The organism is Citrobacter sp. Ce119 (assembly GCF_030334525.1).
Taxonomy (GTDB): Bacteria; Pseudomonadota; Gammaproteobacteria; order Enterobacterales; family Enterobacteriaceae; genus Citrobacter; species Citrobacter europaeus.
On record NZ_JAOWDR010000005.1, the window covers coordinates 1 to 21,403 of the forward strand.

Genomic DNA, 21,403 nt, shown 5'->3' on the forward strand with positions numbered 1-21,403 from the left:
CGGAAGGTTATAAGGCCAACTATCAAAACCTGCCGGACAAAGAACCGGAAGTGGTGGGCTATAAGGGCTGGACCCGGATGAACTGCGATATGGATGCGGGGAAATAATATGAAAGGTGTAATCAGGCTAAACGATCCGCTGGAAAATGGCGGATATGTTAATAAAGCTTCTGGTAGCAAGTTTATGGGAATTGCTGTCGCCTTAATGGGGGATACTGTGGTTTGTATTCTGCACAAAGGTACCTTCCCAATACTTGATTTTGAGCCAACCTGGACAATGGATGGCAAAGGCGTCGTTGTGGATGGTTGTAGGGCCGCATGTGGTTGTGCAATTAAAACCACACTGCCAACAGCGGGGACAAGCAAATGAGGAAATGGAAGATACCAAACAAGAATCCCTATGAAGAACCAGAAAAATTCCCGCTGAATATTATGCTGATCATTAGCTGTGCTATCTTTCTGTTTTTTATAACATACAATATATTCAACTGGTTGCAGGACAAGAAAGTTCCTGATGATCTGATATGGAATGCAATAGGTATCCCATCGCTAATAGTGTTGGCAATCTGGTGTGTGATGGTAATCACTTACGGTGTTATATCTTTTCCATGTTACTATGCGGGTTATCTTGAGCAGTATGGTATGAATCAGTGGAAAAACTGGGCAATACGGGCATTGCCTCTTTTAGACTATTCATCCATTCTGCCGGTACCTGAACTGGCATTAAAAATTCAGAAACTAGAGGGGGAAGCGCCAGCAGGTTCTGCAACGCCGTTACGCATTGATATTGAAGTTGACTCAATGGATGACACCAGAGTTGATAAAGTGCTAAGGCAATTGATAGAGCCCCTCAAATATTCTCTTGTCAGGGATTATCGGCCTTTTAATACCTGGCTGTACGTTAAGGGAGCTGATGACACTATCGGCAGTAGTTTCAAGGCGGTGCTGGCAAGCCTGAGCGTCCCCAACGATAAAGTCGGAAAAATTAATATCCTTCACGAGTGCCCTGATTATTTCTTAATTAATGACTGGGTTGATTTAAATATTTCTGAAAATAACCTGGTTATTGCAGTTGAATTGCATGATGAAAATAATTTTGACTTTTTTGAAAGTGCTAATGCTTTTATTTTTACCAATACACAACTGCTTAAAGATAAAGACACACCTTTATATTTATTGCGCATGATGGACAGTACCCCTTACTATCTTGATGAAATCGTAAGTACATATCTTTCTGCACAGCAAGTGGATGTGAGTAAAATAAAAAAACTATGGTTCAACTCACTGGATAAGCAGTCAAAGTTCGTATTATTTAGTGGGATAGAAAACGCAAAAACGAGCATTTTGGCCGATAGCCGATATGAACTGGAGGCCGTCACTGGGAAAAGCACAGAGGTTCAGCGCTGGGTTGTATTGGCATTGGCTGCGGATGCTGCAAAATATGGGCAAGGACATCAGTTATTCGCCAGTACATCCGCAAATGCTATTCAATCCGGCATAATAGCGGCTAAATATCCAGGATCTTATCCGGCACTTGATAAGCTGGATTTCCATGATTATTGGAGAGTCATAAAATTGTGCGCAATTATTTTATGGTGTATGGGATTTGTAAGTCTCGTACCACTGGAACTGTTCCAAAGTCACCCCTGGTATACGTTTACACCTTTGGTTATTGGTATTCTGGTTATTTACACGGCGGTTATGATTTTTTCTTTTATACTGAGTCATAATATAGAGGAGAAAATGGATATTTATTACTCTCAGTTTTTATGAGGTAAGCGCCCTGACGGGCGCTCTTGCTTCTTTGACTCTTTTTGTGGCAGGAGCCTTAGTCGGTTCAGGATTTATTTCACTGTCCAACCCTTATAACTGCCGACGTTGTTTTTATCGATCATCGTCACCGGGATCAGCACGGGTTCTTTCGGGGCGGGTTTCCCCTGCAATATGTCATAGCCGATTTCGACCGCTTTGGCAGCCATCACCTGCGGATCTTGTGCCGGAGTCGCCACAAATAGTGAGTTTTCGCGCTTCAGCGCTTCTTCACCGTCTGGGGATCCATCTACGCCGACAATAAAGAATTCGCTACGCTGCGCCTGTTTTGCCGCCAGATCGGCACCGATCGCAGTCGGATCGTTAATGGCGAATACGCCGTCGATCTTCGGATTCGCCGCCAGCAACGCGGTCATGATCTCCAGCCCGCCTTCGCGACTGCCTTTGGCGTTTTGGTTATGCGACAGCACCTTGATGTCCGGGTGGCGTTTGAACTCGGTTTGGCAACCTTCCACGCGGTTCTGGACGGCGGAAACCGGCGGCCCGTTGATGATGACGACGTTGCCTTTGCCTTTCAGGCGGTCGGTAATGTATTTACAGGCCATTTCACCTGCCTGGGTGTTATCGGAGGTAATGGTCGCGTCTGCGCCTTCCGCCGCCACGTCAACGGCCACCACCACAATCCCGGCGTCTTTCGCGCGTTTTACCGCCGGGCCGATGCCCTTAGAGTCGGCGGCGTTAAGGATAATCATGTCGACTTTGGCGGCAATAAAGTTGTCGATTTGCGACACCTGTTGCCCCAGATCGTAGCCGCTGGACACCAGCGTCACTTTAACGCTATCCCCCGCCAGTTTGCGTGCTTCCAGCTCCGCGCCTTTGGTTATTTGCACGAAGAACGGGTTGGCCAGATCGCCCACCGTAACGCCGATCGATTTCAGTTCTTTTGCCTGCACAAACGGAGCTGCAGCAAGCAGTGCGCCAGCACAGAGCGCGGTCACTAATGGCTTCAAACGCATACTCGTTTCCTCACGTAGGGTATTGTTGTTATAGGCCGGATAAGGCGATTGCGGCGCCATCCGGCAAGTTTGTCTATGCACTTTGATGGTGTCGGGTACGGTATTTGTCGATCAGCACCGCTATGATGATCACCGCCCCTTTGATCACCAGTTGCCAGAAATAGGAGACGCCCATCAGCGTCATGCCGTTATTGAGCGTGGCAATGATCAACGCCCCCACCAGCGTGCCGGTAATGGTGCCGATCCCGCCGACAAAACTGGTGCCGCCAAGGATCACCGCCGCGATGGCGTCCAGCTCGTAACCCATGCCTAAGTTGCCGTTGGCGCTGTACAGCCGCGAGGCGCTCATCACCCCGCCAAGACCTGAAAGCAAACCGCTCATGCCGTAGACGAACAGCAGCACCAGCCACACTTTGATCCCGGTTAAGCGTGCGGCCTGCATGTTGCCGCCGACCGCGTAGATATGAACGCCGAGCGTGGTACGGCGCAGAATGAACCAGCACACCACCACCACCGCCAGCGCAATCACCACCAGCCATGGGATCGGCCCGAGATAGTTGTTACCAATCCATTCGAAGCTGATATTGGAGTTAATCACCGTCGTGCCATCGGCCAGCAGGTAGGCCGCGCCGCGTAACGCCGTATACGTTCCAAGCGTGACGATAAACGGCGGTAGTCCGGCAAAAGCGACCAGCGCGCCGTTAAACAACCCCAGCACCAGGCCGAGCATCAGCGCCGCCGGAATCGAAAGCATGGCAAGCTCAGGAATAAGAGAAACGACCATGGCTGCGACGGCGGTGGTGCCGAGAATCGAGCCAACCGAGAGGTCGATCCCGCCGGTCAAAATAATGAAGGTCATGCCAGCCGCCAGCACGATGTTGATCGACGCCTGACGGGTAATATTCAGCAGGTTGCTTTCGGTAAAAAAGTTGGGCGCGATAAAGCCAAAGACCGCCACAATCAGGATGAGAATCGGTAAGATGCCGACCGTTTGCATCAGATCGCTCATCAGCATTCTTTTCGCGGAGGCGGATTTCGCCACCTGCTGGGGAGGGGTTGGATTATTCATGGGGCACCGCCTGATGGTGGGAGTCGTTCACGCCGGTAGCCAGCGTCATAATATTTTCCTGGGTAATACTTTGTCCGTTCAGCTCGCCGGCAATACTGCCTTCGCGCATGACGTACACGCGATCGCTCATGCCGACGACTTCCGGCAGTTCGCTGGAGATCATCAGGATCGCCACCCCTTTGCGCGCCATATCGTTCATGATCCGGTAGATCTCGCTTTTGGCGCCAACATCCACGCCGCGCGTGGGTTCATCGAGGATCAAAATACGTGGGCCGATCGCGACCCAGCGCGAAATCAGCAGTTTTTGCTGATTACCGCCGGACAGCCCGCCTGCGCGTACCTGCGCGTGCGGCACGCGGATGTTGAGCAATTTGATGGCGTCATCGGAAATAGCCTGCGCCTTTTTGCGATCGAGCATGCCCCAGTTGGCATCACGCTCCAGCGTCGCCATGGTGATGTTTTCTGCCGCTGCCAGCTCTAAAAACAGTCCCTGCTCTTTGCGGTTTTCCGTCAGAAAGCCAATGCCGTGGTCAATCGCCTCACGCGGGGAGTGGATCACCACCGGCTCACCGTCTACTTCAATCATGCCGCCGATGGCTTTACGCACGCCAAAAATCAACTGAGCCAGTTCAGAACGTCCGGCTCCGACTAGTCCGGCCAGGCCGACGATCTCCCCGGAGCGCACCAGCAAGCTGCACGGCTGGACTTTATGGCCGTCGGTCAGGTGGTGGACGTTGAGGCGCGCTTTCCCTAAGGGAATATCGCGTTCTTTGTTGAACAGATCGCTTAGCGGACGGCCCACCATCATGCGCACCAGCTCCGCGGCGTTGAGCTTGTCGCGGGTCAGGCTGCCAACATATTGCCCGTCGCGCAGGACGCTGACGCGATCCGAGAGTTCATACACTTCCGCCATGCGATGGCTGATGTAAATAATCGCCATCCCTTCATCGCGCAGGCGCATGATCAGTTCAAAGAGGCGGTGGGTTTCACGTGAGGAGAGGGCGGCGGTGGGTTCATCCATCACCAGAATGCGGCTGTTACGGTGCAGGGCGCGGGCAATTTCCACCTGTTGCTGTTCGGCGATAGTCAATGTCATCACACGGTCGCTGGCCTTAAACTGGGCACCGAGTCGGTCGATGACTTTCTGCGACTGCATCACCATCTCTTTACGCTGGACCAGACCGCCGCGCGACAGCTCGCTGCCAAGAAAGATATTTTCCGCTACCGTCAGGTTGGGCGCGAGCTGCATCTCCTGGTAAATCAGCGTGATGCCCGCGCTGAGCGCATCTTTTGGCCCACGAATGTGGAACGGCTGACCGTCAATCAGGATCTCACCACTGGTGGCAGTATAGGCACCCGCGAGGATCTTCATCAGGGTGCTTTTCCCCGCGCCATTCTCACCCATCAGGGCATGAATCTCACCCGGCCAGACCGTTAAATCGACCCCTTTTAGCGCGTAAAATTTGCCAAACGCTTTGGCAATGTTGCGCATCTCCAGAACCGGTGTCCTGCTCATGGCGGATCTCCTGTGGGGTGGCCGATATCAGCAGTCCATCACAGGAATGTAAATGCAAAATGTCAGAAGCCGTTCATATTTGTCATATTGCGATTTTTCTTCACGGAGCGTGATATGCCGCAACCGGGACGTCACTTTTTCGCCAGTGCGCGCGGACGATTGCTGTTCTTCAATCTGCTGGTCGTCGCGGTTACGCTGATGGTGAGCGGCGTGGCGGTGCTGGGGTTTCAGCACGCCAGTCAGATCCAGGAGCAGGTGCAGCAGCAAACCGTTGATGACATGACCAGCAGCATGAACCTGGCGCGGGATACGGCGAACGTGGCGACGGCGGCGGTGCGGCTGTCGCAGGTGGTTGGCGCGCTGGAATACAAAGGTGAAGCGGAGCGGCTGCAGGAGACGCAACGGGCGCTGAAGGATTCGCTGGAACAGTTGGCTAATGCGCCGCTGGCTCAGCAGGAGCCGGTGCTGGTTGAGCGTATTATCCAGCGTAGTCAGGAGCTACAAAGCAGCGTGGAAGGTATGCTGCAGCGCGGGCAACTGCGACACCTGGAACGTAACGCGTTGCTCAGTTCACTGTATCAGAATCAAAGTTATTTACGTCATCTGCAAAAGCTCACCGGCGCGCAGGATGACGTGCTGCTGGGACAAATAGACCGATTAATTATCGCCGCCATTGAAACACCCACGCCGCGTTCGGTGGTGAAACAACTGAATGGCGTGATGCCTGCGCTGCCTTTGCAAGCCAATAATCCGCTGATTAGCCACATCCTCAACGACTTCAACCAGGAACTGCATAAGCTGGAGCCACTCTCTTCCGCGCTGGAACAAAGCGATTTGGCGATCAACTGGTATATGTTTCATATCAAAGCGCTGGTGGCGATCCTCAACAGCGATATCAACCAGTATGCCTCGCAGGTGGCGCTGATCTCCGAACAGCGGGTGGCGCAAAGCCATCAGGAATTGCAATCTGGCGCGTTGTTTATTTTGGCGTTTGCGCTGCTGGCGGTGGTGATCACCGGCTTTGCCGGGTGGTATATCTACCGTAACCTCGGTTCCAACCTGACGGCCATTTCACGGGCGATGACCCGGCTGGCGCACGGTGAATCGGACGTCAGCGTACCGGCCCTGCAGCGTCGCGATGAGCTGGGTGAGCTGGCCCGCGCCTTTAGCGTCTTTGCCCGTAATACAGCGTCGCTGGAGCACACCACCCGATTGCTAAAAGAAAAAACCAGCCAGATGGAAATCGACCGCACCGAGCGCCAGGGGCTGGAGGAAGCGCTATTGCATAGCCAAAAGCTGAAGGCGGTGGGGCAACTGACGGGCGGATTAGCGCATGATTTCAATAACCTGCTGGCGGTGATTATTGGCAGCCTGGATCTGGTGAACCCAGACTCGCCCGATGCGCCGCGGGTCAATCGGGCGCTTAAAGCCGCCGAGCGCGGGGCGCTGCTTACCCAGCGGCTGCTGGCCTTTTCGCGCAAACAGTCGTTGCACCCTCATGCGGTGGAGCTGAAAACGCTGCTGGAAAACCTGGGCGAACTGATGCGCCACTCTCTTCCGGCCACGTTGACGCTGGAGATTGAAGCCCAGTCTCCCGCCTGGCCCGCGTGGATTGACGTCAGCCAACTGGAAAACGCCATTATCAATCTGGTGATGAACGCCCGTGACGCCATGGACGGGCAGGCGGGCACGATTAAAATCCGTACCTGGAATCAGCGGGTCACGCGCAGCGATGGGCGTAAGCAGGATATGGTGATGCTGGAGGTTGCCGACCAGGGAAGCGGGATGTCGCAGGAGGTGAAAGCTCAGGTCTTCGAACCGTTTTTCACCACTAAACAGACCGGTAGCGGCAGCGGGCTGGGGCTATCGATGGTCTACGGTTTTGTGCGCCAGTCCGGTGGCCGGGTGGAGATTGAAAGCGCGCCCGGACAGGGAACGACGGTCAGATTGCAGCTTCCTCGCGCCGTTGTGCCGGTGCAGGCTCAGGCAGAACCGGTGGCGGTACATGCGGCGAACAGCGATGAAAAACTGGTGCTGGTACTTGAAGATGAAGCCGATGTGCGCCAGACGTTATGTGAGCAGTTACACCTGCTGGGCTATCTGACGTTAGAGGCCGCCAACGGCGAACAGGCGATGCATATGCTGGCGGCTTCATCCGAGATTGATATTTTTATCAGCGATTTAATGTTGCCGGGGGGGTTAAGCGGCGTGGATGTGGTTAATCATGCGCTGGCACATTATCCGCAACTGAACATCCTGCTGATTAGCGGTCAGGATTTACGTCCGGCGCATAACCCAGCGCTGCCGGATGTGGCATTACTGCGTAAACCTTTTACCCGAGGAGAACTGGCGCAGGCGCTGCGGCATTCGCGTAATTGAGATTCCTCCGCTACCCGCGAAAATACGCTTTGATTACCGTGGAGCGAGTTTCTCGATGAGGCTGGTTTTATGCAACACTCCACGACATTCTTACTTTTCACTCTGCTGATGATGACCACCGTTTCGGCGCAGGCGGATATTATCGATGACGCCATTGGCAATATTCAGCAGGCGATTAACGACGCATACAAACCGGACAACGGGCGGGATTATGATGACTCCCGGGATGAAAGCTGGCAGCGCCAGATGAGTGACGACCGGCGCAGGCAATATGACAATCGCCGCCGCCAGTTTGAAGATCGACGTCGCCAACTGGATGATCGTCAGCGCCAGCTCGATCAGGAACGGCGTCAGTTAGAAGACGAAGAACGCAGAATGGAAGAAGATTACGATCGTTAGCTATAACGCTTTAAATATATGAGTATTTTGTCTCCCAGGCAGGGATTCACCTGTCAGCTAAATATTTCGCCATTTTATGTCAAGAAATGCACTTGAGCACAGTGCGTGTGTGCGTTACAATCTCTCTATGCTTATGGAAGAGGAGCTGGCAATGGAATGTCTAAATCATTAAACATCAGAAGTTTTCGGGATACATGGCTTGAAGATTTTTTTGAGCGGGCGACATCGCACAGAAAAATACCTGCGGATATTCATACTGCATTAGCCAGAAAGCTGGATATTATTAATGCGGCTGTTTCGCATCGGGATTTGCGCTCGCCACCCGGTAACAGATATGAAGAGTTAACCGGAAAGTTGCAGGAATATTCTTCAATTAGAGTAAACAAGCAGTACCGATTAATATTCAAATGGATTAACGGTAAGGCCGAAGATGTGTACTTAGATCCACACATCTACTAGAACTAGAGAAAATCTAAGGTAAAGATATGAAACAGGCAACCAGAAAACCAACTACTGTGGGTGATATCCTGCAATATGAATACCTGGAGCCGCTCGAGCTGAAAATTAACGATCTGGCTGAAATACTGCATGTTCATCGCAATACGGTGAGCGCACTGGTCAACAATAATCGCAAATTAACAACGGATATGGCGTTTCGTTTGGCCAAAGCGTTCGATACCTCCGTTGATTTCTGGCGTAACTTACAGTCGGCGGTTGACCTGTGGGAAGTTGAAAATGACATGCGGGCGCAAGAAGAACTGAACCGCATTGTTTCGGTTAAAGATTTTATCGCTCAGCGAAATGGCGAGTCTAAAAAAGTCGCCTGACTGTCAGCTTGTAGGCCGGATAAGATGTTTTCATCGCATCCGGCTAATTTCCTTACTCCAGCACAATCTCCATTCCGTCATATCCGGCTTCAAACCCTGCTGGTAGCGGATTTTCCATCAGCCACAGATCAAACTGATGGCTGATATGCGTCAGGATCACCCGTGGGCAGCGGATAACTTCGTTTAAGGCGATAACGGTATTTACATCGCTGTGATTGCGCGGCGGTTCGGCGCGCGGGGCGTGGCTGCAGTCGATGATAATCACCTGAGGCTGGTTATTGTGGAGAAACTTCAGCGTCTTGTCGGGAAGTCCGGCGGTATCGGAGAGCCACGCCACGCGGCTGTGCGCGGACTCCAGCAGATAGCCAAACGTCAACTTTGAATGGTTGAGCGGCAGCGGCGTGACCTGCAATCCTTGCAGGTCAAACACCACAAATGGCGCAACGGTATGGCTAAAATCGAGGATGCCGGGATGCTTAAACAGATCGTCGCAACCCTGATCATCCGGCGGTCCGTACACCGGGATAGTTGCCCCCACGCCCCAGCGCAGCGGAAATAGCCCCTGCACGTGATCCATATGATAGTGGGTCAGCAGAAACTGCTGGAAGCTGCCCGCTGGCCAGTCGTCCATCAGATGTGGGATCCCCGCGTCCAGCAATGTCACCGCATTGTTGAATTTGACCACCCCGCTACAAGGGCGTCGACGGTATTGCACCTGTAAGCGTGCTCGTTGGCAGGCCGCACAATCGCAGCCAAATGTCGGCACCAGCTGCGCGCCGCCCGTTCCCGTCAGCGTAATGGTCAGACTCATGGCTCCCCCTACACCGGTTTGGTGAAGCGAAAATGGCTCATGGTATAACCTTCGCGCTGGTAAAAACGATGCGCGTCAAGGCGTTGGGTGCTGGTGGAAAGCTCGGTGACTTCTGCGCCCGCTTCGCGCGCGGCGGCTTCGGCCCAGGCCAGTAACTGGCTGCCGACCCTTAACCCTCGCGCCTGCGGCATCACCACCAGTTCCTGGATTTCGCCAATCCAGTTAGCGTGGTGCAGATGAAACTGTAGGTGCAGACCGATCAAGCCGACGACCTGTCCGTCGATTAACGCCAACTGGTAGTGCATATTGGGATCTTGCAGATTTGCGGCGTAACCAGCGCTAAAAGCCTGCAGGTCAAACTGACCCTGCTTCAACTCGCAGATCAGCGCGTAAACCGCATTGGTATCGTAGAGCGTGGCGCGGCGTAATTCACAGACAGACATGTTTCTTCTCCTTGCGTCCCATCAGTGCGAGCAGTGTATCGACAGACTGTAGCAAACTACCATCGTTATTCAGGACGTGGCAGTCATACGGTGCGTAGCGCGCCGCGCGTTCAAGGCGGGCAGCGATTTCCGTTTCGCTCTCCCGCCCACGCGCCTGCAGGCGCTGGCGGAGAATTGCCGGAGAAACCTGTAAGCAAATGGGAAGCAAAGAAGCGCCATAACGGGCCTGCGCCTGGGGCAGATGTGCGCGCGAGCCGTTGACCACCACATCAAAGCCGGCGTGCAGCCAGAGGTCTATCTCTACGCCGACGCCGTAGTAGAAGCCGTTCGCGTGCCAGCTCAGCGCCAGCAGATTCTGCCCGGCGCGGATAAAAAATTCATGTTCACTCAGCGCGATATGGTTTTCATTCCCGGCGCTGGCAGCGCGGGTGATGTAACGGTGCGCCACCAGCAGTTGTGTCGGTTCCTGCTGGCGCAGTTCTGCCAGCAGACTGTCCTTACCGGAGCCGGAGGGCCCCATCAGCCAGATCAGTTTACCCATAGTCAGAATACCCTTTTTCCCTGGCGCCAGACGTGGTCGATATGGATGTTGCCGCCTTTGCGGTGCGCCAGCACCAGATCCGCGCGTTTGCCTTCGGCAACAACGCCACGATCGTCGAGATTTAATGCCCGCGCCGGATTGCGGGTCACCAGGCGAATCGCCTGCGGGAGCGTAAAGCCGTTGGCGCTATCGTCCGCCACGCGAAATGCCGCATCGAGCAGGCTGGCGGGGTAGTAGTCGGAGGAGAGAATATCCAGCAGACCCAGCTCAGCCAGCTTATGGGCCGCCACGTTACCGGAGTGAGAGCCGCCGCGCACGATGTTGGGTGCGCCCATCAGTACGTTCATTCCATGCTGGCGCGAGGCTTCAGCCGCCGCGAAGGTTGTAGGAAATTCGGCGATCACGCTGCCAAGCTGGTGCGATTCCAGCACATGTTCGCTGGTGGCATCGTCATGGCTCGCCAGCGCAATCTGGCGCTCACGGCACATCTGGGCAATCGCCGTGCGGTTGGGCTGTGACCAACGCGCAGCCAGGGCTAATTGTTCTTCTTCATAGTAGGCCATCTGCTCGTCGGTGAGTGAATACTTGCCCTGATAATACTCGCGGTACTTCTCGCGGTTGGCGAACTGACGCTGGCCTGGCGAGTGATCCATCAGCGATACCAGCGTCACCGGCTCACGACCGACCAGTTTTTCAAACAGCGGCAGGGTAGTGTGATGCGGCAGTTCGCAGCGTAAATGCAGGCGGTGTTCGGCGCGATTGACCCCGCGCTTTTGCGTCTCTTCCACTGCATTGATCATCTTCTCCAGATTTTCCAGACGGTCGCCACCGTCGCGCACATCGCCAATCGCCACCGCGTCCAGCACGGTGGTAATGCCGCTGGCCACCATTAGGGCGTCGTGGCTGCTCATCGCCGAGTGGGCAGGCCAGTCTACCTTCGGTCGCGGGGTGAAAAACTTGTCGAGATTGTCAGTATGCAGTTCGATAAGCCCTGGCAGCAGCCAGCCGCCTTCGCCGTCCAGCGCCTGCGGCAGCTGGCTTTGACTTTCGGCAAAGGCGCGGATCGTTCCGCCTTCAATTTCCAGCGATCCTTGCACCACTTCATCTTCCAGTACCAGCTTTACGTTATTGATAATCATGCTGTTGTTCCCATCAGATGCAGACGATCCGCTACGCGGTCGCGCACGGTTTGATCGTGAAAAATGCCGACAATTGCTGCGCCGCGGGCTTTCGCTTCTTCAATTAATGCGACGACGGCGGCGCTATTTTTGGCGTCCAGCGAGGCGGTAGGCTCATCGAGTAGCAGAATTGGATAATCAACGATAAACCCGCGGGCGATGTTGACGCGCTGCTGTTCACCACCGGAAAAGGTCGAAGGCGCCAGGTGCCACAGCCGCTCCGGCACGTTCAGACGGGTAAGCAGGTTAGCCGCTTTGGCTGCACACTCTTCACGGGATACGCCGAGATCCAGCAACGGCTGCATCACCACATCCAGCGCGGAAATCCTCGGGATCACGCGCAGGAACTGGCTCACCCAGCCGATGGTTGAACGACGAACTTCCAGCACTTTACGCGCCGGAGCCTGCACCAGATCGACCCATTCATCGTTGTGGCGGATGTGGATGTGGCCTTCATCAGGCAGATAGTTGGCGTACAGCGAACGCAGCAACGTGGATTTGCCGCTGCCCGAGTGACCGTGCAGCACCACGCATTCGCCGTTTTTAACGTCCAGCGTGGCGTTTTGCAGCACCGGCAGACGCACGCCGTTTTGCTGATGCAGGACAAAGGTTTTACTGACATTTTCAACGCGGATCGCGTTCATTTTTAGCCTCTTTAAGCGTTTTTTCGTTTGATTGCCTGATGGCGCTTCGCTTATCAGGCCTACAACCAATGCCGCCATCCGGCACAAGCGATGCCGCTCCGTAGGCCGGATAAGGCGCAGCCGCCATCCGGCACAACAAAAAAATCAGTTCTGCAAAACCGACGACACCAGCAACTGGGTATACGGATGATGCGGGTCGTCGAGCACGCGGTCGGTTAACCCACTTTCCACCACCTGACCCTGCTTCATCACCAGCAAACGGTCGGCCAGCAGGCGCGCCACGCCCAGATCGTGGGTGACAATCACTACCGCCAGATCCAGTTCCACCACCAGGCCGCGCAGCAGGTCCAGCAGTTTGGCCTGTACGGAAACGTCCAGCCCGCCGGTGGGTTCGTCCATAAACACCAGTTTGGGGTGGGTGACGAGGTTACGGGCGATCTGCAGGCGCTGCTGCATGCCGCCGGAAAAGGTGGTGGGCAGATCGTCGATACGCGAGGCAGGGATCTCTACCTCCTCCAGCCAACGCTGCGCGGTGGCGCGGATGTCGCCGTAGTGGCGCGCGCCGGTGGCCATCAGACGTTCGCCGATATTGCCGCCTGCGGAGACCTGACGGCGCAGGCCATCCAGCGGATGCTGGTGCACCACGCCCCACTCGGTGCGCAGCAGACGGCGGCGGTCGGCCTCGTTCATGCCGTACAGTGAACGGTTCTGATACAAAATCTCACCGTTCTGCGGCGTCAGCCGTGATGAGATTGATTTCAGCAACGTGGTTTTGCCGGAACCGGACTCGCCGACGATACCCAGCACTTCGCCAGGCCACAGGTCAAAAGAGACATCGCTGAAGCCCTTGCCCGGCGCGTAGAGATGGGTCAGGTTGTTGACTGAAAGCAGCGGTTGCGTCATTGGCTGAGGGCCTCGCTCTGTTGGCGGCAGTAGTCGGTGTCGGAGCAGACAAACATGCGTTTGCCGGTGTCATCGAGCACCACTTCATCGAGATAGCTGTGGGTTGAGCCACAAATGGCGCAAGGCTCATCCCAGCTCTGCACGGTAAACGGGTGATCGTCGAAATCGAGACTTTCTACGCGGGTGTAAGGTGGAACGGCATAGATGCGCTTTTCGCGGCCTGCGCCAAACAGTTGCAGGGCCGGCATCATGTCCATCTTCGGGTTGTCGAATTTTGGGATGGGCGACGGGTCCATGACGTAGCGGTCATTTACTTTCACCGGATAGGCGTAAGTGGTGGCGATATGGCCGAAGCGGGCGATATCTTCATACAGTTTCACCTGCATGATGCCGTACTCTTCCAGCGCGTGCATGGTGCGGGTTTCCGTTTCGCGCGGTTCGATAAAGCGCAGCGGCTCAGGGATCGGTACCTGGAAGATAATGATTTGATCTTCCACCAGCGGCGTTTCCGGGATGCGGTGGCGGGTCTGGATCAAGGTCGCGTCTTCCGTACGCTCGGTGGTATTCACCCCGGTTACGCGTTTGAAGAAATTGCGAATCGACACGGCGTTGGTGGTGTCATCCGCGCCCTGGTCAATCACCTTCAATACGTCCGGCTCGCCAATCACGCTGGCGGTGAGCTGGATGCCGCCGGTTCCCCAACCGTAAGGCATCGGCATTTCACGTCCGCCAAACGGCACCTGGTAACCGGGGATGGCCACCGCTTTCAGAATGGCGCGGCGGATCATGCGCTTGGTCTGCTCATCAAGATACGCAAAGTTGTAGCCGGAGAGGTTAGTGGTCACGAGGGGCCTCCTGTTGCAGGCGTTTGAGCAGTTCCAGCTCAGCCTGGAAATCGACGTAATGGGGAAGTTTGAGGTGCGAAACAAAACCCGCCGCCTCGACGTTATCCGCATGCGCCAGCACGAACTCTTCGTCCTGCGCCGGTCCCGTGACCGTTTCATCGTATTCGGCTGCCTGTAGAGCGCGGTCCACCAACGCCATCGCCATTGCTTTACGTTCGCTCATGCCAAACACCAGCCCGTAGCCGCGGGTAAAATGGGGAGATTCGTTTTCTGGTGCGACAAACCCGTTGACCATTTCACATTCGGTCATCAGCAGTTCGCCGACGTTCACCGCAAATCCCAGCTCTTCCGGGACGGTTTCCAGTGCCACATAGCCGCTACGGATTTCGGCGGCAAACGGGTGATTGCGCCCGTAGCCGCGCTGGGTGGAGTAGGCCAACGCCAGAAGATAGCCTTCGTCGCCGCGCATCAGCTGTTGCAGGCGTGAAGCACGTGAACAGGGGTAAACTGGTGGTGTGCGGGTGACGTCGTCGGGCGTGGCGCCATCATCCTCTTCACGCTTTGCCAGTCCCTGGTTGGCCAGCAGGGAAAAGACGTGCGGGGAGGCATCCTGTGCGCCGTCTGCACTGCGCAGAGGCGGCGTTTCGCCATTAGCCAGCAGAGTAAAATCCAGCAGGCGATGGGTGTAGTCATAGGTCGGTCCCAACAGCTGTCCGCCGGGAATATCCTTATAGACCGCCGAGATTCGGCGCTCAAGGCGCATTTCTGCACTGTTAAGCGGCTCGCTGACCGCCACCTTTGCCAGCGTAGTGCGGTAGGCGCGGAGCAAAAAGATGGCTTCGACGTTATCGCCGCTGGCCTGCTTCAGCGCCAGCGCCGCCAGTTCGCGATCGGCGATGCCGCCTTCGGTCATCACCCGGTCGACGGCCAGATTCATCTGCTGTTCGATTTGCGCTACGCTCAGTTCAGCAATGGTCTCATCGCCCCGGCGTCGGTTTTCCTGCAGGGCGTGGGCGTTGGCTATCGCCTTTTCGCCCCCTTTGACGGCGACGTACATCAGCACACCTCCACATGGGTGGTTCGCGGAATAGCCAGCAGGCGTTCGCCGCAGGTGAGGATCAAATCAACCCCCAGCGGGAACGGATGCGGGCGTTCGGTGAGTTCGTGAATCAGGCATTCCGGCAACTGTGGCGCGATCATGCGTTCTTCGGCGATGCCCGCGCCGGTCAGACGCAGCATACGTCCGCCGCTTAAGCCTGCGACCTGCACAATGAGCGTGGCGCTGGTCTCTGGTGCGACGGCGGAACCGGCGGAGAGGACGTTAAGCTGTTCACTGCTGATGTGTTCATCGGCGACGGCAAAGGCCGCCAGCTGCGGCTGATCCACCAGCGGCGCGTTGGTATGAAAACGTAGGTTCTGCCGGGCGATATCGTTATCCATCGACGGCGCCAGCCAGACCGGCGTGTCGCCGTCGACCAGGGCCAGCAGCACGCTGGTGGTTGCCAGGCCCAGCGGCTGCCAGCCGTGTTTCAGTTGATGCAGGGCGACGATTACGCCCGGTTCGCTCATGGCCTTCAGCAGGCGACGAAAGCTCTGCTGAGCATCCTGAACGGGTAAATTAAAAGCGGTTTGTAAGGTCATGCGTTATCTCCGCGTACCAGCGTGAAGAAGTCGACCCGACTGGCGTTGACTTCGGCACGGCGTGCGCGAATCAGCGCATCGCGTTCCGCTTCCAGCGGGGCAATTAAGGTTTCCATTAAGTTCTGGAAATGCGTTTGTTCCTGCAGCAGCGCGTCAATCACCGCGCACTGCTCGGCATGTTGTTTGTTGCGCCCCAGCAGGTAGCTGTAACCCAGCGTGCCGCTTTTCAGGCGGACAACTGCGCGGGTAAGCGTGGTGTCACCGGCAAAGAAGCGGTTGCCGGTACCCCCCATACGGGCCTGGATCTGCATCAGTCCGCTTTCCGGTGCGCGAATAAGTTCATAGTCCGGCGTCAGTTTGAGCGCGTTGATGCGGGCGTTCAGGGCATCGGCATTGCTGTAAGCCAGCGCGCGCATCCAGCGCTGGCGGGTGGCGGTATCGAAATGCATTCAGTGCTCCATAGTGAATTCGATCATGTCGGCGCGGGTCAGGCTGACGGAGTATTCCGCCGCGTGTTCTTCGCCTTCACGGTGGTTCAGGGTGCGCACGCACAGCAGCGGCGCCATATTGGGGATTTCCAGCACCTTGCTCTCTTTGGCCTGCGCGCGGCGGGCGCTGATGCGCGTTTGCGTACGCAGCAGCGTCAGGCCGGACTGTTCGCGCAGGTAGTCGTGCAGCGAACCGTTGTTAAAGCCCTGCAGCAGCGGCCACAGCGTGAGGTCGGAAAAATAGTGGTCGATCTGGCACAGCGCGATACCGTTAACCCGACGCAGGGTGCGCAGGTGAATCACGTTATCGCCCTCGTTAATGCTGAGCGCATCGGCAATGTGGCTGGAGGCCGGGCGCAGCACCGCCAGCAGTTTTTCGCTGGTGGGGTGGCTGCCCTGGTCCAGCAGGTTCTGACTAAAGCGCGCCTGGGCATTCAGCGGGTAATCGAACGGGCGCATCAGCACCAGCACGCCGACGCCCTGGCGACGTTGCACCCAACCGCGCTCAACCAACTGGTCAATGGCGCGGCGCAGGGTGTGGCGGTTTACCTCGTAGCGCGCGGCAAGCTGATGTTCGGCGGGCAGATAGTCACCGCAGCGATAATGTTGACGAAGCTCCTGCTCAAGTCTCGCGGCAATTTCCTGATAACGCGTTGGATAACTGGTCGGATGTGTAGACAAGTGCATAGCAATCAATGCCTCGCTAATCAGATAAAGTGCTTACGCAAACGCTGGGAAAGGAAATCCAACAGGCTGACGGTGACGATGATTAACACCATCAGGGCGCAGGTTTGCTGGAACTGAAAACCGCGAATCGCTTCCCATAAGGTCACGCCAATACCGCCTGCGCCCACCATCCCGACTACCGTGGCCGAGCGAACGTTGGATTCAAAGCGATACAGCGAATAGGAAATAAGCAGCGGCATGACCTGTGGCAGAACGCCATACAGAATTTCTTCAATTTTATTGGCCCCGGTGGCGCGAATGCCTTCTACCGGACCTGGCTCAATGGCTTCTACCGCTTCGGAAAGCAGCTTGGAAAGCACCCCGGTGGTGTGGATAAACAGCGCCATCACCCCGGCGAACGGACCTAAACCGACGGCGACCACGAACAGCATGGCGAAGACCATTTCATTGATGGCGCGACAGGCATCCATCAGGCGACGCATCGGCTGGTAAATCCACCACGGCACGAGGTTATCGGCGCACATCAGGCCGAAGGGAATCGACAGCACCACGGCGAGGGCAGTACCCCAGACGGCAATTTGCAGGGTAACGGCCATTTCACCGAGATAGTCCTGCCACTGGCTGAAGTCTGGCGGGAAGAAGTCGGCGGCGAAGGTCGCCATATTGCCGGAATCCTGGATCAGCGTGAGCGGAGCCATTTCGGCACCTTTCCACGAGACCACCAGTACGGCGAGAAGAATGGCCCAGCTCAGCAACGAGAACCAGCTACGTTTGGGCGGGGCGACGGTGATGGTTTGCATGTTTAGCTCCGTTGGCACGTGTGTTTGCGTTGTAGGCCGGATAAGACGCTTTTGCGTCGCCATCCGGCATTCACGCCTTTGCCGGATGGCGCTTCGCTTATCCGGCCTACAATCCGGTCTACAAATCACTGCACCGCTTTGGTGACGCTGGTCATGGCGCCCAGTGCGGCGGTCAGACGGTCAAGGTCGTCGAGCTGCGCTTTCAGCGCCGAGGTTTTGCTGGTTTTCTCTTCCTCGTTCAGCCCTTTGTTATCCTTCACGCCCTGCATCTCTTTAAACAGCGCCAGTTGGCGAATCGGCACCAGTTGTAAGTCGCTGGAGGCGCGGAACGGTGCCCATCCCAGGCGTTCCAGTACGGTTTTCTGTTCCGGCGTTTTGCCGTAATTCATAAAGAAGTCGTACACCTTGTCCTTGGTGGTTTCGGAAAGGTTTTTACGCCAGACGATCGGATCGCCCGGGATCAGCGGTGACTTCCAGATAACCTTCAGCTCTTTCAGCTTGTCCGGCGCGGAAGTTTTCAGCTTGTCGAGGTTTTCGGTGTTGTTAGTGGCGACATCGACCTGTTTGTTGGCGACGGCCAGGGCGTTGGTTTCATGTCCGGCATTGACGGTACGTTTGAAGTCGCTGGCGGAGATGTTATTTTTGGCGAAGACGTAGTAACCGGGGACGAGGTAGCCTGAAGTGGAGTTAGGATCGCCGTTGCCGAAGGTCAGATCCTTACGTTTGGCGATCAGATCGTTCAGATTGTTGATCGGACTGTCTTTGTTAACGATCAACACGCTCCAGTAACCCGGGGATCCATCGGCGGCGACGGTCTGGGCAAACACTTGTCCGTTAGCGCGATCCACCGCTTCCATTGCCGAGAGGTTACCGTACCAGGCGATATCAACTTTGTTAAAGCGCATTCCCTGGATGATCCCGGCGTAGTCCGGGGCGAAGAAGGCGTTTACTTTCACGCCCAGCGATTTTTCCATGTCCTTCAGGAACGGTTCCCACTGTGGCTTCAGGTTTTGCTGTGATTCGGTCGAAATAATGCCAAAGTTCAGCGCTTTCTCTTGTTCTTCGGCATGCGCCGGGCTTAACAAGGTGCTGATGCTGAACATGCTGGTAAACGCCAGCGCGGCAACGGCCTTGTAATTCATGTTTATTCCTCAGTTCGGGCAAAGTTAAGCAGCCTGTGCGTTCTGTTCGACGCGGTTCATGCTGCGGTAGAGATGGTCAAAACGATCGTTATCAAAATGCTGGCTGCTGCCGTCAAAGAAGACGTTGCCCTGGCGCAGCGCGACGATGCGTTCGCAGTAGCGCAGGGCGTAATCCACCTGATGCAGCGTGACGACCACGGTGATGCCGTCGGTCTGGTTAATATCGCGCAGGGTATCCATCACGATGCGCGCGGATTCGGGGTCCAGCGAGGCTATCGGCTCGTCGGCCAGGATCACTTTGGCCTGCTGCATCAGCGCGCGGGCAATGGCGACGCGCTGCTGTTGCCCGCCCGAAAGCGTGGAAACGCGCTGGTATGCAAAGTGCGCCATGCCAACGCGGGTTAGCGCCTGTAATGCGCGCTGCTTCTGTTCCTGGCTAAACCAGCTAAAACAGGTGCGCCAGAACGGCGTGCTGCCGAGCGCGCCAATCAGGACGTTCTCCAGTACCGTCAGGCGGTTCACCAGATTGAACTGCTGGAATATGTAACCGGTGTGGGCGCGGCTTTTGCGGATATCCCGCGCCAGGCGGCCTTCACGTTGAACGGTGCGACCCAGCAACTCGACGTGGCTACCAGGCGATTTATCACCGGTGATCAAACCGCTTAAATGACGTAAAAGGGTGGATTTGCCAGAGCCAGACGGTCCAAGCAGAGCCACCATCTCACCGGAACAGATGTTCAGATCAACCGCATTGAGCGCCTGATGTTGATTGAAGGATTTGGAGAGTTTTTCGACGCGAATAATCGTTTGCATGATGCGGCCTCCCTAAAAAAGTGGCCCCATCGTGGCGGATCAATGTGACGTTTTCGTTAAGGGATGGTTACTCGGCGATGAAGAGTTAAGCGATTTTTGATGACAGTACGGGAGGGCGGGCCTCCCGTTGGATTACTCAGTAGGTTGCTGTTGTTTGACGACGTTGATCATCCACGGCACGCCATACTGGTCGCTCACTTTACCGAAACCGTGGGCCCAGAAGGTTTCCTGCCAGTCCATTTCGATTTTTCCGTTTGCTGCCAGGTTATCAAACCAGCGTTTGCCTTCGTCGACGTTTTGCGTGTCGAGCACCAGCGTAAAGCCAGAGTAGTGAGCATTTCCGTCGGGGGCGCTATCGCTCATCATGATGTCGCTGCCTGCCACGCGCAGATTGGCATGAGCAATGGCGGTATCGGGGAATTTCATTCCGGAAGGGCAACCCTCTTCGTTGTCCTGCGCGGATTTGGGCATTTCACCGAAGTTGATTTTGTAGAGCAGCTCTGCGCCTAACGTTTTTTGGTAGTAAGCGATAGCGTCAGCGCAGTTGCCTGCAAAGGAGACATAGGGACTTAACGGCATAATTTTTACCTCAGGTAAAAGAAGCCAGTTAAGTGTAGCTATTGTCTGCACAAATAAACCAGGCGGGAAGTATTAGCTTCCCGCCTGGCAGATGAGCTGGCGCAGGCCTGATGAGCGTAGCGCCATCAGGCAATTTGCATCAGTTCTTTTTCACAAACTCAGATTTCAGCTTCATTGGGCCAAAGCCATCGATTTTGCAATCGATGTTATGGTCGCCTTCAACCAGACGAATGTTTTTTACTTTGGTACCGATCTTCAGCATGGAAGAGCTACCTTTTACCTTCAGGTCTTTCACTACGGTAACGCTGTCGCCGTCAGCCAGCAGGTTGCCGTTGGCATCTTTAACGATCAGTTCGTCGCTGTCCTGTGCCGGTTCAGCATCGTTCCATTCGTGAGCGCATTCCGGGCAGATGAACATGCCGTTATCTTCGTAAGTGTATTCGGAGTTGCATTGCGGGCAGTGTGGTAATGACATGTGGATTTCCTCAAAAGTCAGCAGGGGCAAATGCGCCCAAAAAATGGCAGATTGCCGAAAAAGGCCGCAATTATACATAAAATCCCTGCATTTGTCGGGACTACTGCGCGATTACGCAAAATGATCTGCTGTAAAGACCCTTTGCTTTCACCTCAATGAAAGTATGGCGGAATATTTTTTAAGGGAAATTGCTACGCTTAGTTATTTAAGATAAGGTGAGGCGAAATATCTGATATTCATAGGTAACAATGCCTACGGATGCCTAAGTCATTGTGATTGAATATCACCAACCCCCTTAATTTTAGTAGGGGGATTAAACTGGCATTTTTTAAAACTGAACTACGCTGTTTATCTTTCTTACTTATTAGATAAGTGAGAGGCATCAGGCCAACGGTTATACGCCAAATTTATTTTAATAATATCAATTGGTTGTTTTGA

25 protein-coding genes and 1 pseudogene are annotated in these 21,403 nt (G+C 55.3%); 7 read left to right on the forward strand and 19 right to left on the reverse strand.

The window, feature by feature from the left end; all coding sequences use genetic code 11:
• From OGV80_RS24445 to OGV80_RS00030, 3 genes and pseudogenes are all read left to right on the forward strand, one after another.
• Nucleotides 1-107, forward strand: a pseudogene (locus tag OGV80_RS24445) (T6SS immunity protein Tli3 family protein); the annotation flags it as partial.
• Nucleotide 108: 1 nt separating this feature from the next.
• The gene (locus OGV80_RS00025; RefSeq protein WP_043018109.1) at nt 109-369 is read left to right on the forward strand and encodes a PAAR domain-containing protein; all 261 of its coding nucleotides are present in this window, start codon (nt 109-111) and stop codon (nt 367-369) included.
• Complete coding sequence (locus tag OGV80_RS00030; protein ID WP_286513124.1) at nt 366-1,772, forward strand: KPHS_23130 family T6SS system protein; 1,407 nt, start codon at nt 366-368, stop codon at nt 1,770-1,772. Before OGV80_RS00025 ends, OGV80_RS00030 begins: the two co-directional genes overlap by 4 nt.
• Nucleotides 1,773-1,843: 71 nt before the next feature.
• Here the strand turns inward: OGV80_RS00030 and OGV80_RS00035 are convergent, their stop codons facing one another.
• From OGV80_RS00035 to OGV80_RS00045, 3 genes are all read right to left on the reverse strand, one after another.
• Nucleotides 1,844-2,785 (reverse strand): ABC transporter substrate-binding protein, encoded by a 942-nt coding sequence (locus OGV80_RS00035; RefSeq protein WP_003826688.1) that lies wholly within the window; start codon nt 2,783-2,785, stop codon nt 1,844-1,846.
• Nucleotides 2,786-2,858: 73 nt separating this feature from the next.
• Complete coding sequence (locus tag OGV80_RS00040; RefSeq protein ID WP_047406945.1) at nt 2,859-3,854, reverse strand: ABC transporter permease subunit; 996 nt, start codon at nt 3,852-3,854, stop codon at nt 2,859-2,861.
• Nucleotides 3,847-5,370 carry a sugar ABC transporter ATP-binding protein gene (locus OGV80_RS00045; protein WP_075145337.1) on the reverse strand — a complete coding sequence of 508 codons (1,524 nt, stop codon included), beginning with the start codon at nt 5,368-5,370 and terminating at the stop codon, nt 3,847-3,849. Before OGV80_RS00045 ends, OGV80_RS00040 begins: the two co-directional genes overlap by 8 nt.
• 114 nt (nt 5,371-5,484) lie before the next feature.
• Here OGV80_RS00045 and OGV80_RS00050 point away from each other — a divergent pair, with 114 nt between their 5' ends.
• The 4 genes from OGV80_RS00050 (at nt 5,485) to OGV80_RS00065 (ending at nt 8,975) form a co-directional block, all read left to right on the forward strand.
• A complete protein-coding gene (locus tag OGV80_RS00050; protein WP_213733650.1) occupies nt 5,485-7,749 on the forward strand; it encodes a hybrid sensor histidine kinase/response regulator in 2,265 nt (754 codons plus the stop codon).
• Nucleotides 7,750-7,818: 69 nt separating this feature from the next.
• Nucleotides 7,819-8,148, forward strand: coding sequence for a DDRRRQL repeat protein YjdP (gene yjdP / locus OGV80_RS00055; protein ID WP_286513127.1), 330 nt, complete (start codon nt 7,819-7,821; stop codon nt 8,146-8,148).
• A gap of 156 nt (nt 8,149-8,304) precedes the next feature.
• A complete protein-coding gene (locus OGV80_RS00060; protein WP_075145335.1) occupies nt 8,305-8,607 on the forward strand; it encodes a type II toxin-antitoxin system RelE/ParE family toxin in 303 nt (100 codons plus the stop codon).
• A 26-nt stretch (nt 8,608-8,633) separates the two neighbouring features.
• The gene (locus OGV80_RS00065; protein ID WP_043018115.1) at nt 8,634-8,975 is read left to right on the forward strand and encodes a HigA family addiction module antitoxin; all 342 of its coding nucleotides are present in this window, start codon (nt 8,634-8,636) and stop codon (nt 8,973-8,975) included.
• Nucleotides 8,976-9,027: 52 nt separating this feature from the next.
• Here the strand turns inward: OGV80_RS00065 and phnP are convergent, their stop codons facing one another.
• From phnP to OGV80_RS00145, 16 genes are all read right to left on the reverse strand, one after another.
• A complete protein-coding gene (gene phnP, locus OGV80_RS00070; protein ID WP_286513129.1) occupies nt 9,028-9,786 on the reverse strand; it encodes a phosphonate metabolism protein PhnP in 759 nt (252 codons plus the stop codon).
• A gap of 8 nt (nt 9,787-9,794) precedes the next feature.
• Nucleotides 9,795-10,229, reverse strand: coding sequence for an aminoalkylphosphonate N-acetyltransferase (gene phnO, locus OGV80_RS00075; protein ID WP_286513131.1), 435 nt, complete (start codon nt 10,227-10,229; stop codon nt 9,795-9,797).
• Nucleotides 10,216-10,770, reverse strand: coding sequence for a ribose 1,5-bisphosphokinase (gene phnN / locus OGV80_RS00080; RefSeq protein WP_199995246.1), 555 nt, complete (start codon nt 10,768-10,770; stop codon nt 10,216-10,218). Before phnN ends, phnO begins: the two co-directional genes overlap by 14 nt.
• Before the next feature lie 2 nt (nt 10,771-10,772).
• The gene (gene phnM / locus OGV80_RS00085; protein WP_286513133.1) at nt 10,773-11,909 is read right to left on the reverse strand and encodes an alpha-D-ribose 1-methylphosphonate 5-triphosphate diphosphatase; all 1,137 of its coding nucleotides are present in this window, start codon (nt 11,907-11,909) and stop codon (nt 10,773-10,775) included.
• On the reverse strand, nt 11,906-12,592 hold the full coding sequence (gene phnL, locus OGV80_RS00090) for a phosphonate C-P lyase system protein PhnL (RefSeq protein ID WP_043018513.1): 687 nt from the start codon (nt 12,590-12,592) through the stop codon (nt 11,906-11,908). Before phnL ends, phnM begins: the two co-directional genes overlap by 4 nt.
• A 144-nt stretch (nt 12,593-12,736) precedes the next feature.
• A complete protein-coding gene (gene phnK / locus OGV80_RS00095; RefSeq protein ID WP_003826710.1) occupies nt 12,737-13,495 on the reverse strand; it encodes a phosphonate C-P lyase system protein PhnK in 759 nt (252 codons plus the stop codon).
• Nucleotides 13,492-14,283 (reverse strand): alpha-D-ribose 1-methylphosphonate 5-phosphate C-P-lyase PhnJ, encoded by a 792-nt coding sequence (phnJ, locus tag OGV80_RS00100; RefSeq protein WP_230586357.1) that lies wholly within the window; start codon nt 14,281-14,283, stop codon nt 13,492-13,494. Before phnJ ends, phnK begins: the two co-directional genes overlap by 4 nt.
• Before the next feature lie 46 nt (nt 14,284-14,329).
• A complete protein-coding gene (locus OGV80_RS00105) occupies nt 14,330-15,397 on the reverse strand; it encodes a carbon-phosphorus lyase complex subunit (RefSeq protein ID WP_047406909.1) in 1,068 nt (355 codons plus the stop codon).
• Nucleotides 15,397-15,981, reverse strand: a complete 585-nt coding sequence (phnH, locus tag OGV80_RS00110) for a phosphonate C-P lyase system protein PhnH (protein ID WP_087052797.1) — start codon at nt 15,979-15,981, stop codon at nt 15,397-15,399. The genes OGV80_RS00105 and phnH overlap by 1 nt, the downstream gene beginning before the upstream one ends.
• Entirely contained in the window at nt 15,978-16,430 is a 453-nt protein-coding gene (gene phnG, locus OGV80_RS00115) for a phosphonate C-P lyase system protein PhnG (protein WP_087052796.1), read from the reverse strand. Before phnG ends, phnH begins: the two co-directional genes overlap by 4 nt.
• Nucleotides 16,431-17,156, reverse strand: a complete 726-nt coding sequence (phnF, locus tag OGV80_RS00120; protein ID WP_047406901.1) for a phosphonate metabolism transcriptional regulator PhnF — start codon at nt 17,154-17,156, stop codon at nt 16,431-16,433.
• Nucleotides 17,157-17,176: 20 nt separating this feature from the next.
• A complete protein-coding gene (phnE, locus tag OGV80_RS00125; RefSeq protein ID WP_016155398.1) occupies nt 17,177-17,956 on the reverse strand; it encodes a phosphonate ABC transporter, permease protein PhnE in 780 nt (259 codons plus the stop codon).
• Nucleotides 17,957-18,081: 125 nt separating this feature from the next.
• Nucleotides 18,082-19,098 (reverse strand): phosphonate ABC transporter substrate-binding protein, encoded by a 1,017-nt coding sequence (gene phnD, locus OGV80_RS00130; protein WP_043018124.1) that lies wholly within the window; start codon nt 19,096-19,098, stop codon nt 18,082-18,084.
• A gap of 24 nt (nt 19,099-19,122) precedes the next feature.
• Complete coding sequence (gene phnC, locus OGV80_RS00135) at nt 19,123-19,911, reverse strand: phosphonate ABC transporter ATP-binding protein (protein ID WP_043018125.1); 789 nt, start codon at nt 19,909-19,911, stop codon at nt 19,123-19,125.
• Between the two features lie 132 nt (nt 19,912-20,043).
• On the reverse strand, nt 20,044-20,490 hold the full coding sequence (gene yjdN, locus OGV80_RS00140) for a VOC family metalloprotein YjdN (RefSeq protein WP_286513140.1): 447 nt from the start codon (nt 20,488-20,490) through the stop codon (nt 20,044-20,046).
• Between the two features lie 139 nt (nt 20,491-20,629).
• Complete coding sequence (locus OGV80_RS00145; protein WP_003031835.1) at nt 20,630-20,965, reverse strand: zinc ribbon domain-containing protein YjdM; 336 nt, start codon at nt 20,963-20,965, stop codon at nt 20,630-20,632.
• Nucleotides 20,966-21,403: the final 438 nt, after the last annotated feature.

Coding starts and splice junctions, on each gene's coding strand:
- OGV80_RS00025 (WP_043018109.1), top strand. CDS start 109: ATGAAAGGTGTAATCAGGCTAAACGATCCGCTGGAAAATGGCGGATAT.
- OGV80_RS00030 (WP_286513124.1), top strand. CDS start 366: ATGAGGAAATGGAAGATACCAAACAAGAATCCCTATGAAGAACCAGAA.
- OGV80_RS00035 (WP_003826688.1), bottom strand. CDS start 2,785: ATGCGTTTGAAGCCATTAGTGACCGCGCTCTGTGCTGGCGCACTGCTT.
- OGV80_RS00040 (WP_047406945.1), bottom strand. CDS start 3,854: ATGAATAATCCAACCCCTCCCCAGCAGGTGGCGAAATCCGCCTCCGCG.
- OGV80_RS00045 (WP_075145337.1), bottom strand. CDS start 5,370: ATGAGCAGGACACCGGTTCTGGAGATGCGCAACATTGCCAAAGCGTTT.
- OGV80_RS00050 (WP_213733650.1), top strand. CDS start 5,485: ATGCCGCAACCGGGACGTCACTTTTTCGCCAGTGCGCGCGGACGATTG.
- yjdP (WP_286513127.1), top strand. CDS start 7,819: ATGCAACACTCCACGACATTCTTACTTTTCACTCTGCTGATGATGACC.
- OGV80_RS00060 (WP_075145335.1), top strand. CDS start 8,305: ATGTCTAAATCATTAAACATCAGAAGTTTTCGGGATACATGGCTTGAA.
- OGV80_RS00065 (WP_043018115.1), top strand. CDS start 8,634: ATGAAACAGGCAACCAGAAAACCAACTACTGTGGGTGATATCCTGCAA.
- phnP (WP_286513129.1), bottom strand. CDS start 9,786: ATGAGTCTGACCATTACGCTGACGGGAACGGGCGGCGCGCAGCTGGTG.
- phnO (WP_286513131.1), bottom strand. CDS start 10,229: ATGTCTGTCTGTGAATTACGCCGCGCCACGCTCTACGATACCAATGCG.
- phnN (WP_199995246.1), bottom strand. CDS start 10,770: ATGGGTAAACTGATCTGGCTGATGGGGCCCTCCGGCTCCGGTAAGGAC.
- phnM (WP_286513133.1), bottom strand. CDS start 11,909: ATGATTATCAATAACGTAAAGCTGGTACTGGAAGATGAAGTGGTGCAA.
- phnL (WP_043018513.1), bottom strand. CDS start 12,592: ATGAACGCGATCCGCGTTGAAAATGTCAGTAAAACCTTTGTCCTGCAT.
- phnK (WP_003826710.1), bottom strand. CDS start 13,495: ATGACGCAACCGCTGCTTTCAGTCAACAACCTGACCCATCTCTACGCG.
- phnJ (WP_230586357.1), bottom strand. CDS start 14,283: ATGATCCGCCGCGCCATTCTGAAAGCGGTGGCCATCCCCGGTTACCAG.
- OGV80_RS00105 (WP_047406909.1), bottom strand. CDS start 15,397: ATGTACGTCGCCGTCAAAGGGGGCGAAAAGGCGATAGCCAACGCCCAC.
- phnH (WP_087052797.1), bottom strand. CDS start 15,981: ATGACCTTACAAACCGCTTTTAATTTACCCGTTCAGGATGCTCAGCAG.
- phnG (WP_087052796.1), bottom strand. CDS start 16,430: ATGCATTTCGATACCGCCACCCGCCAGCGCTGGATGCGCGCGCTGGCT.
- phnF (WP_047406901.1), bottom strand. CDS start 17,156: ATGCACTTGTCTACACATCCGACCAGTTATCCAACGCGTTATCAGGAA.
- phnE (WP_016155398.1), bottom strand. CDS start 17,956: ATGCAAACCATCACCGTCGCCCCGCCCAAACGTAGCTGGTTCTCGTTG.
- phnD (WP_043018124.1), bottom strand. CDS start 19,098: ATGAATTACAAGGCCGTTGCCGCGCTGGCGTTTACCAGCATGTTCAGC.
- phnC (WP_043018125.1), bottom strand. CDS start 19,911: ATGCAAACGATTATTCGCGTCGAAAAACTCTCCAAATCCTTCAATCAA.
- yjdN (WP_286513140.1), bottom strand. CDS start 20,490: ATGCCGTTAAGTCCCTATGTCTCCTTTGCAGGCAACTGCGCTGACGCT.
- OGV80_RS00145 (WP_003031835.1), bottom strand. CDS start 20,965: ATGTCATTACCACACTGCCCGCAATGCAACTCCGAATACACTTACGAA.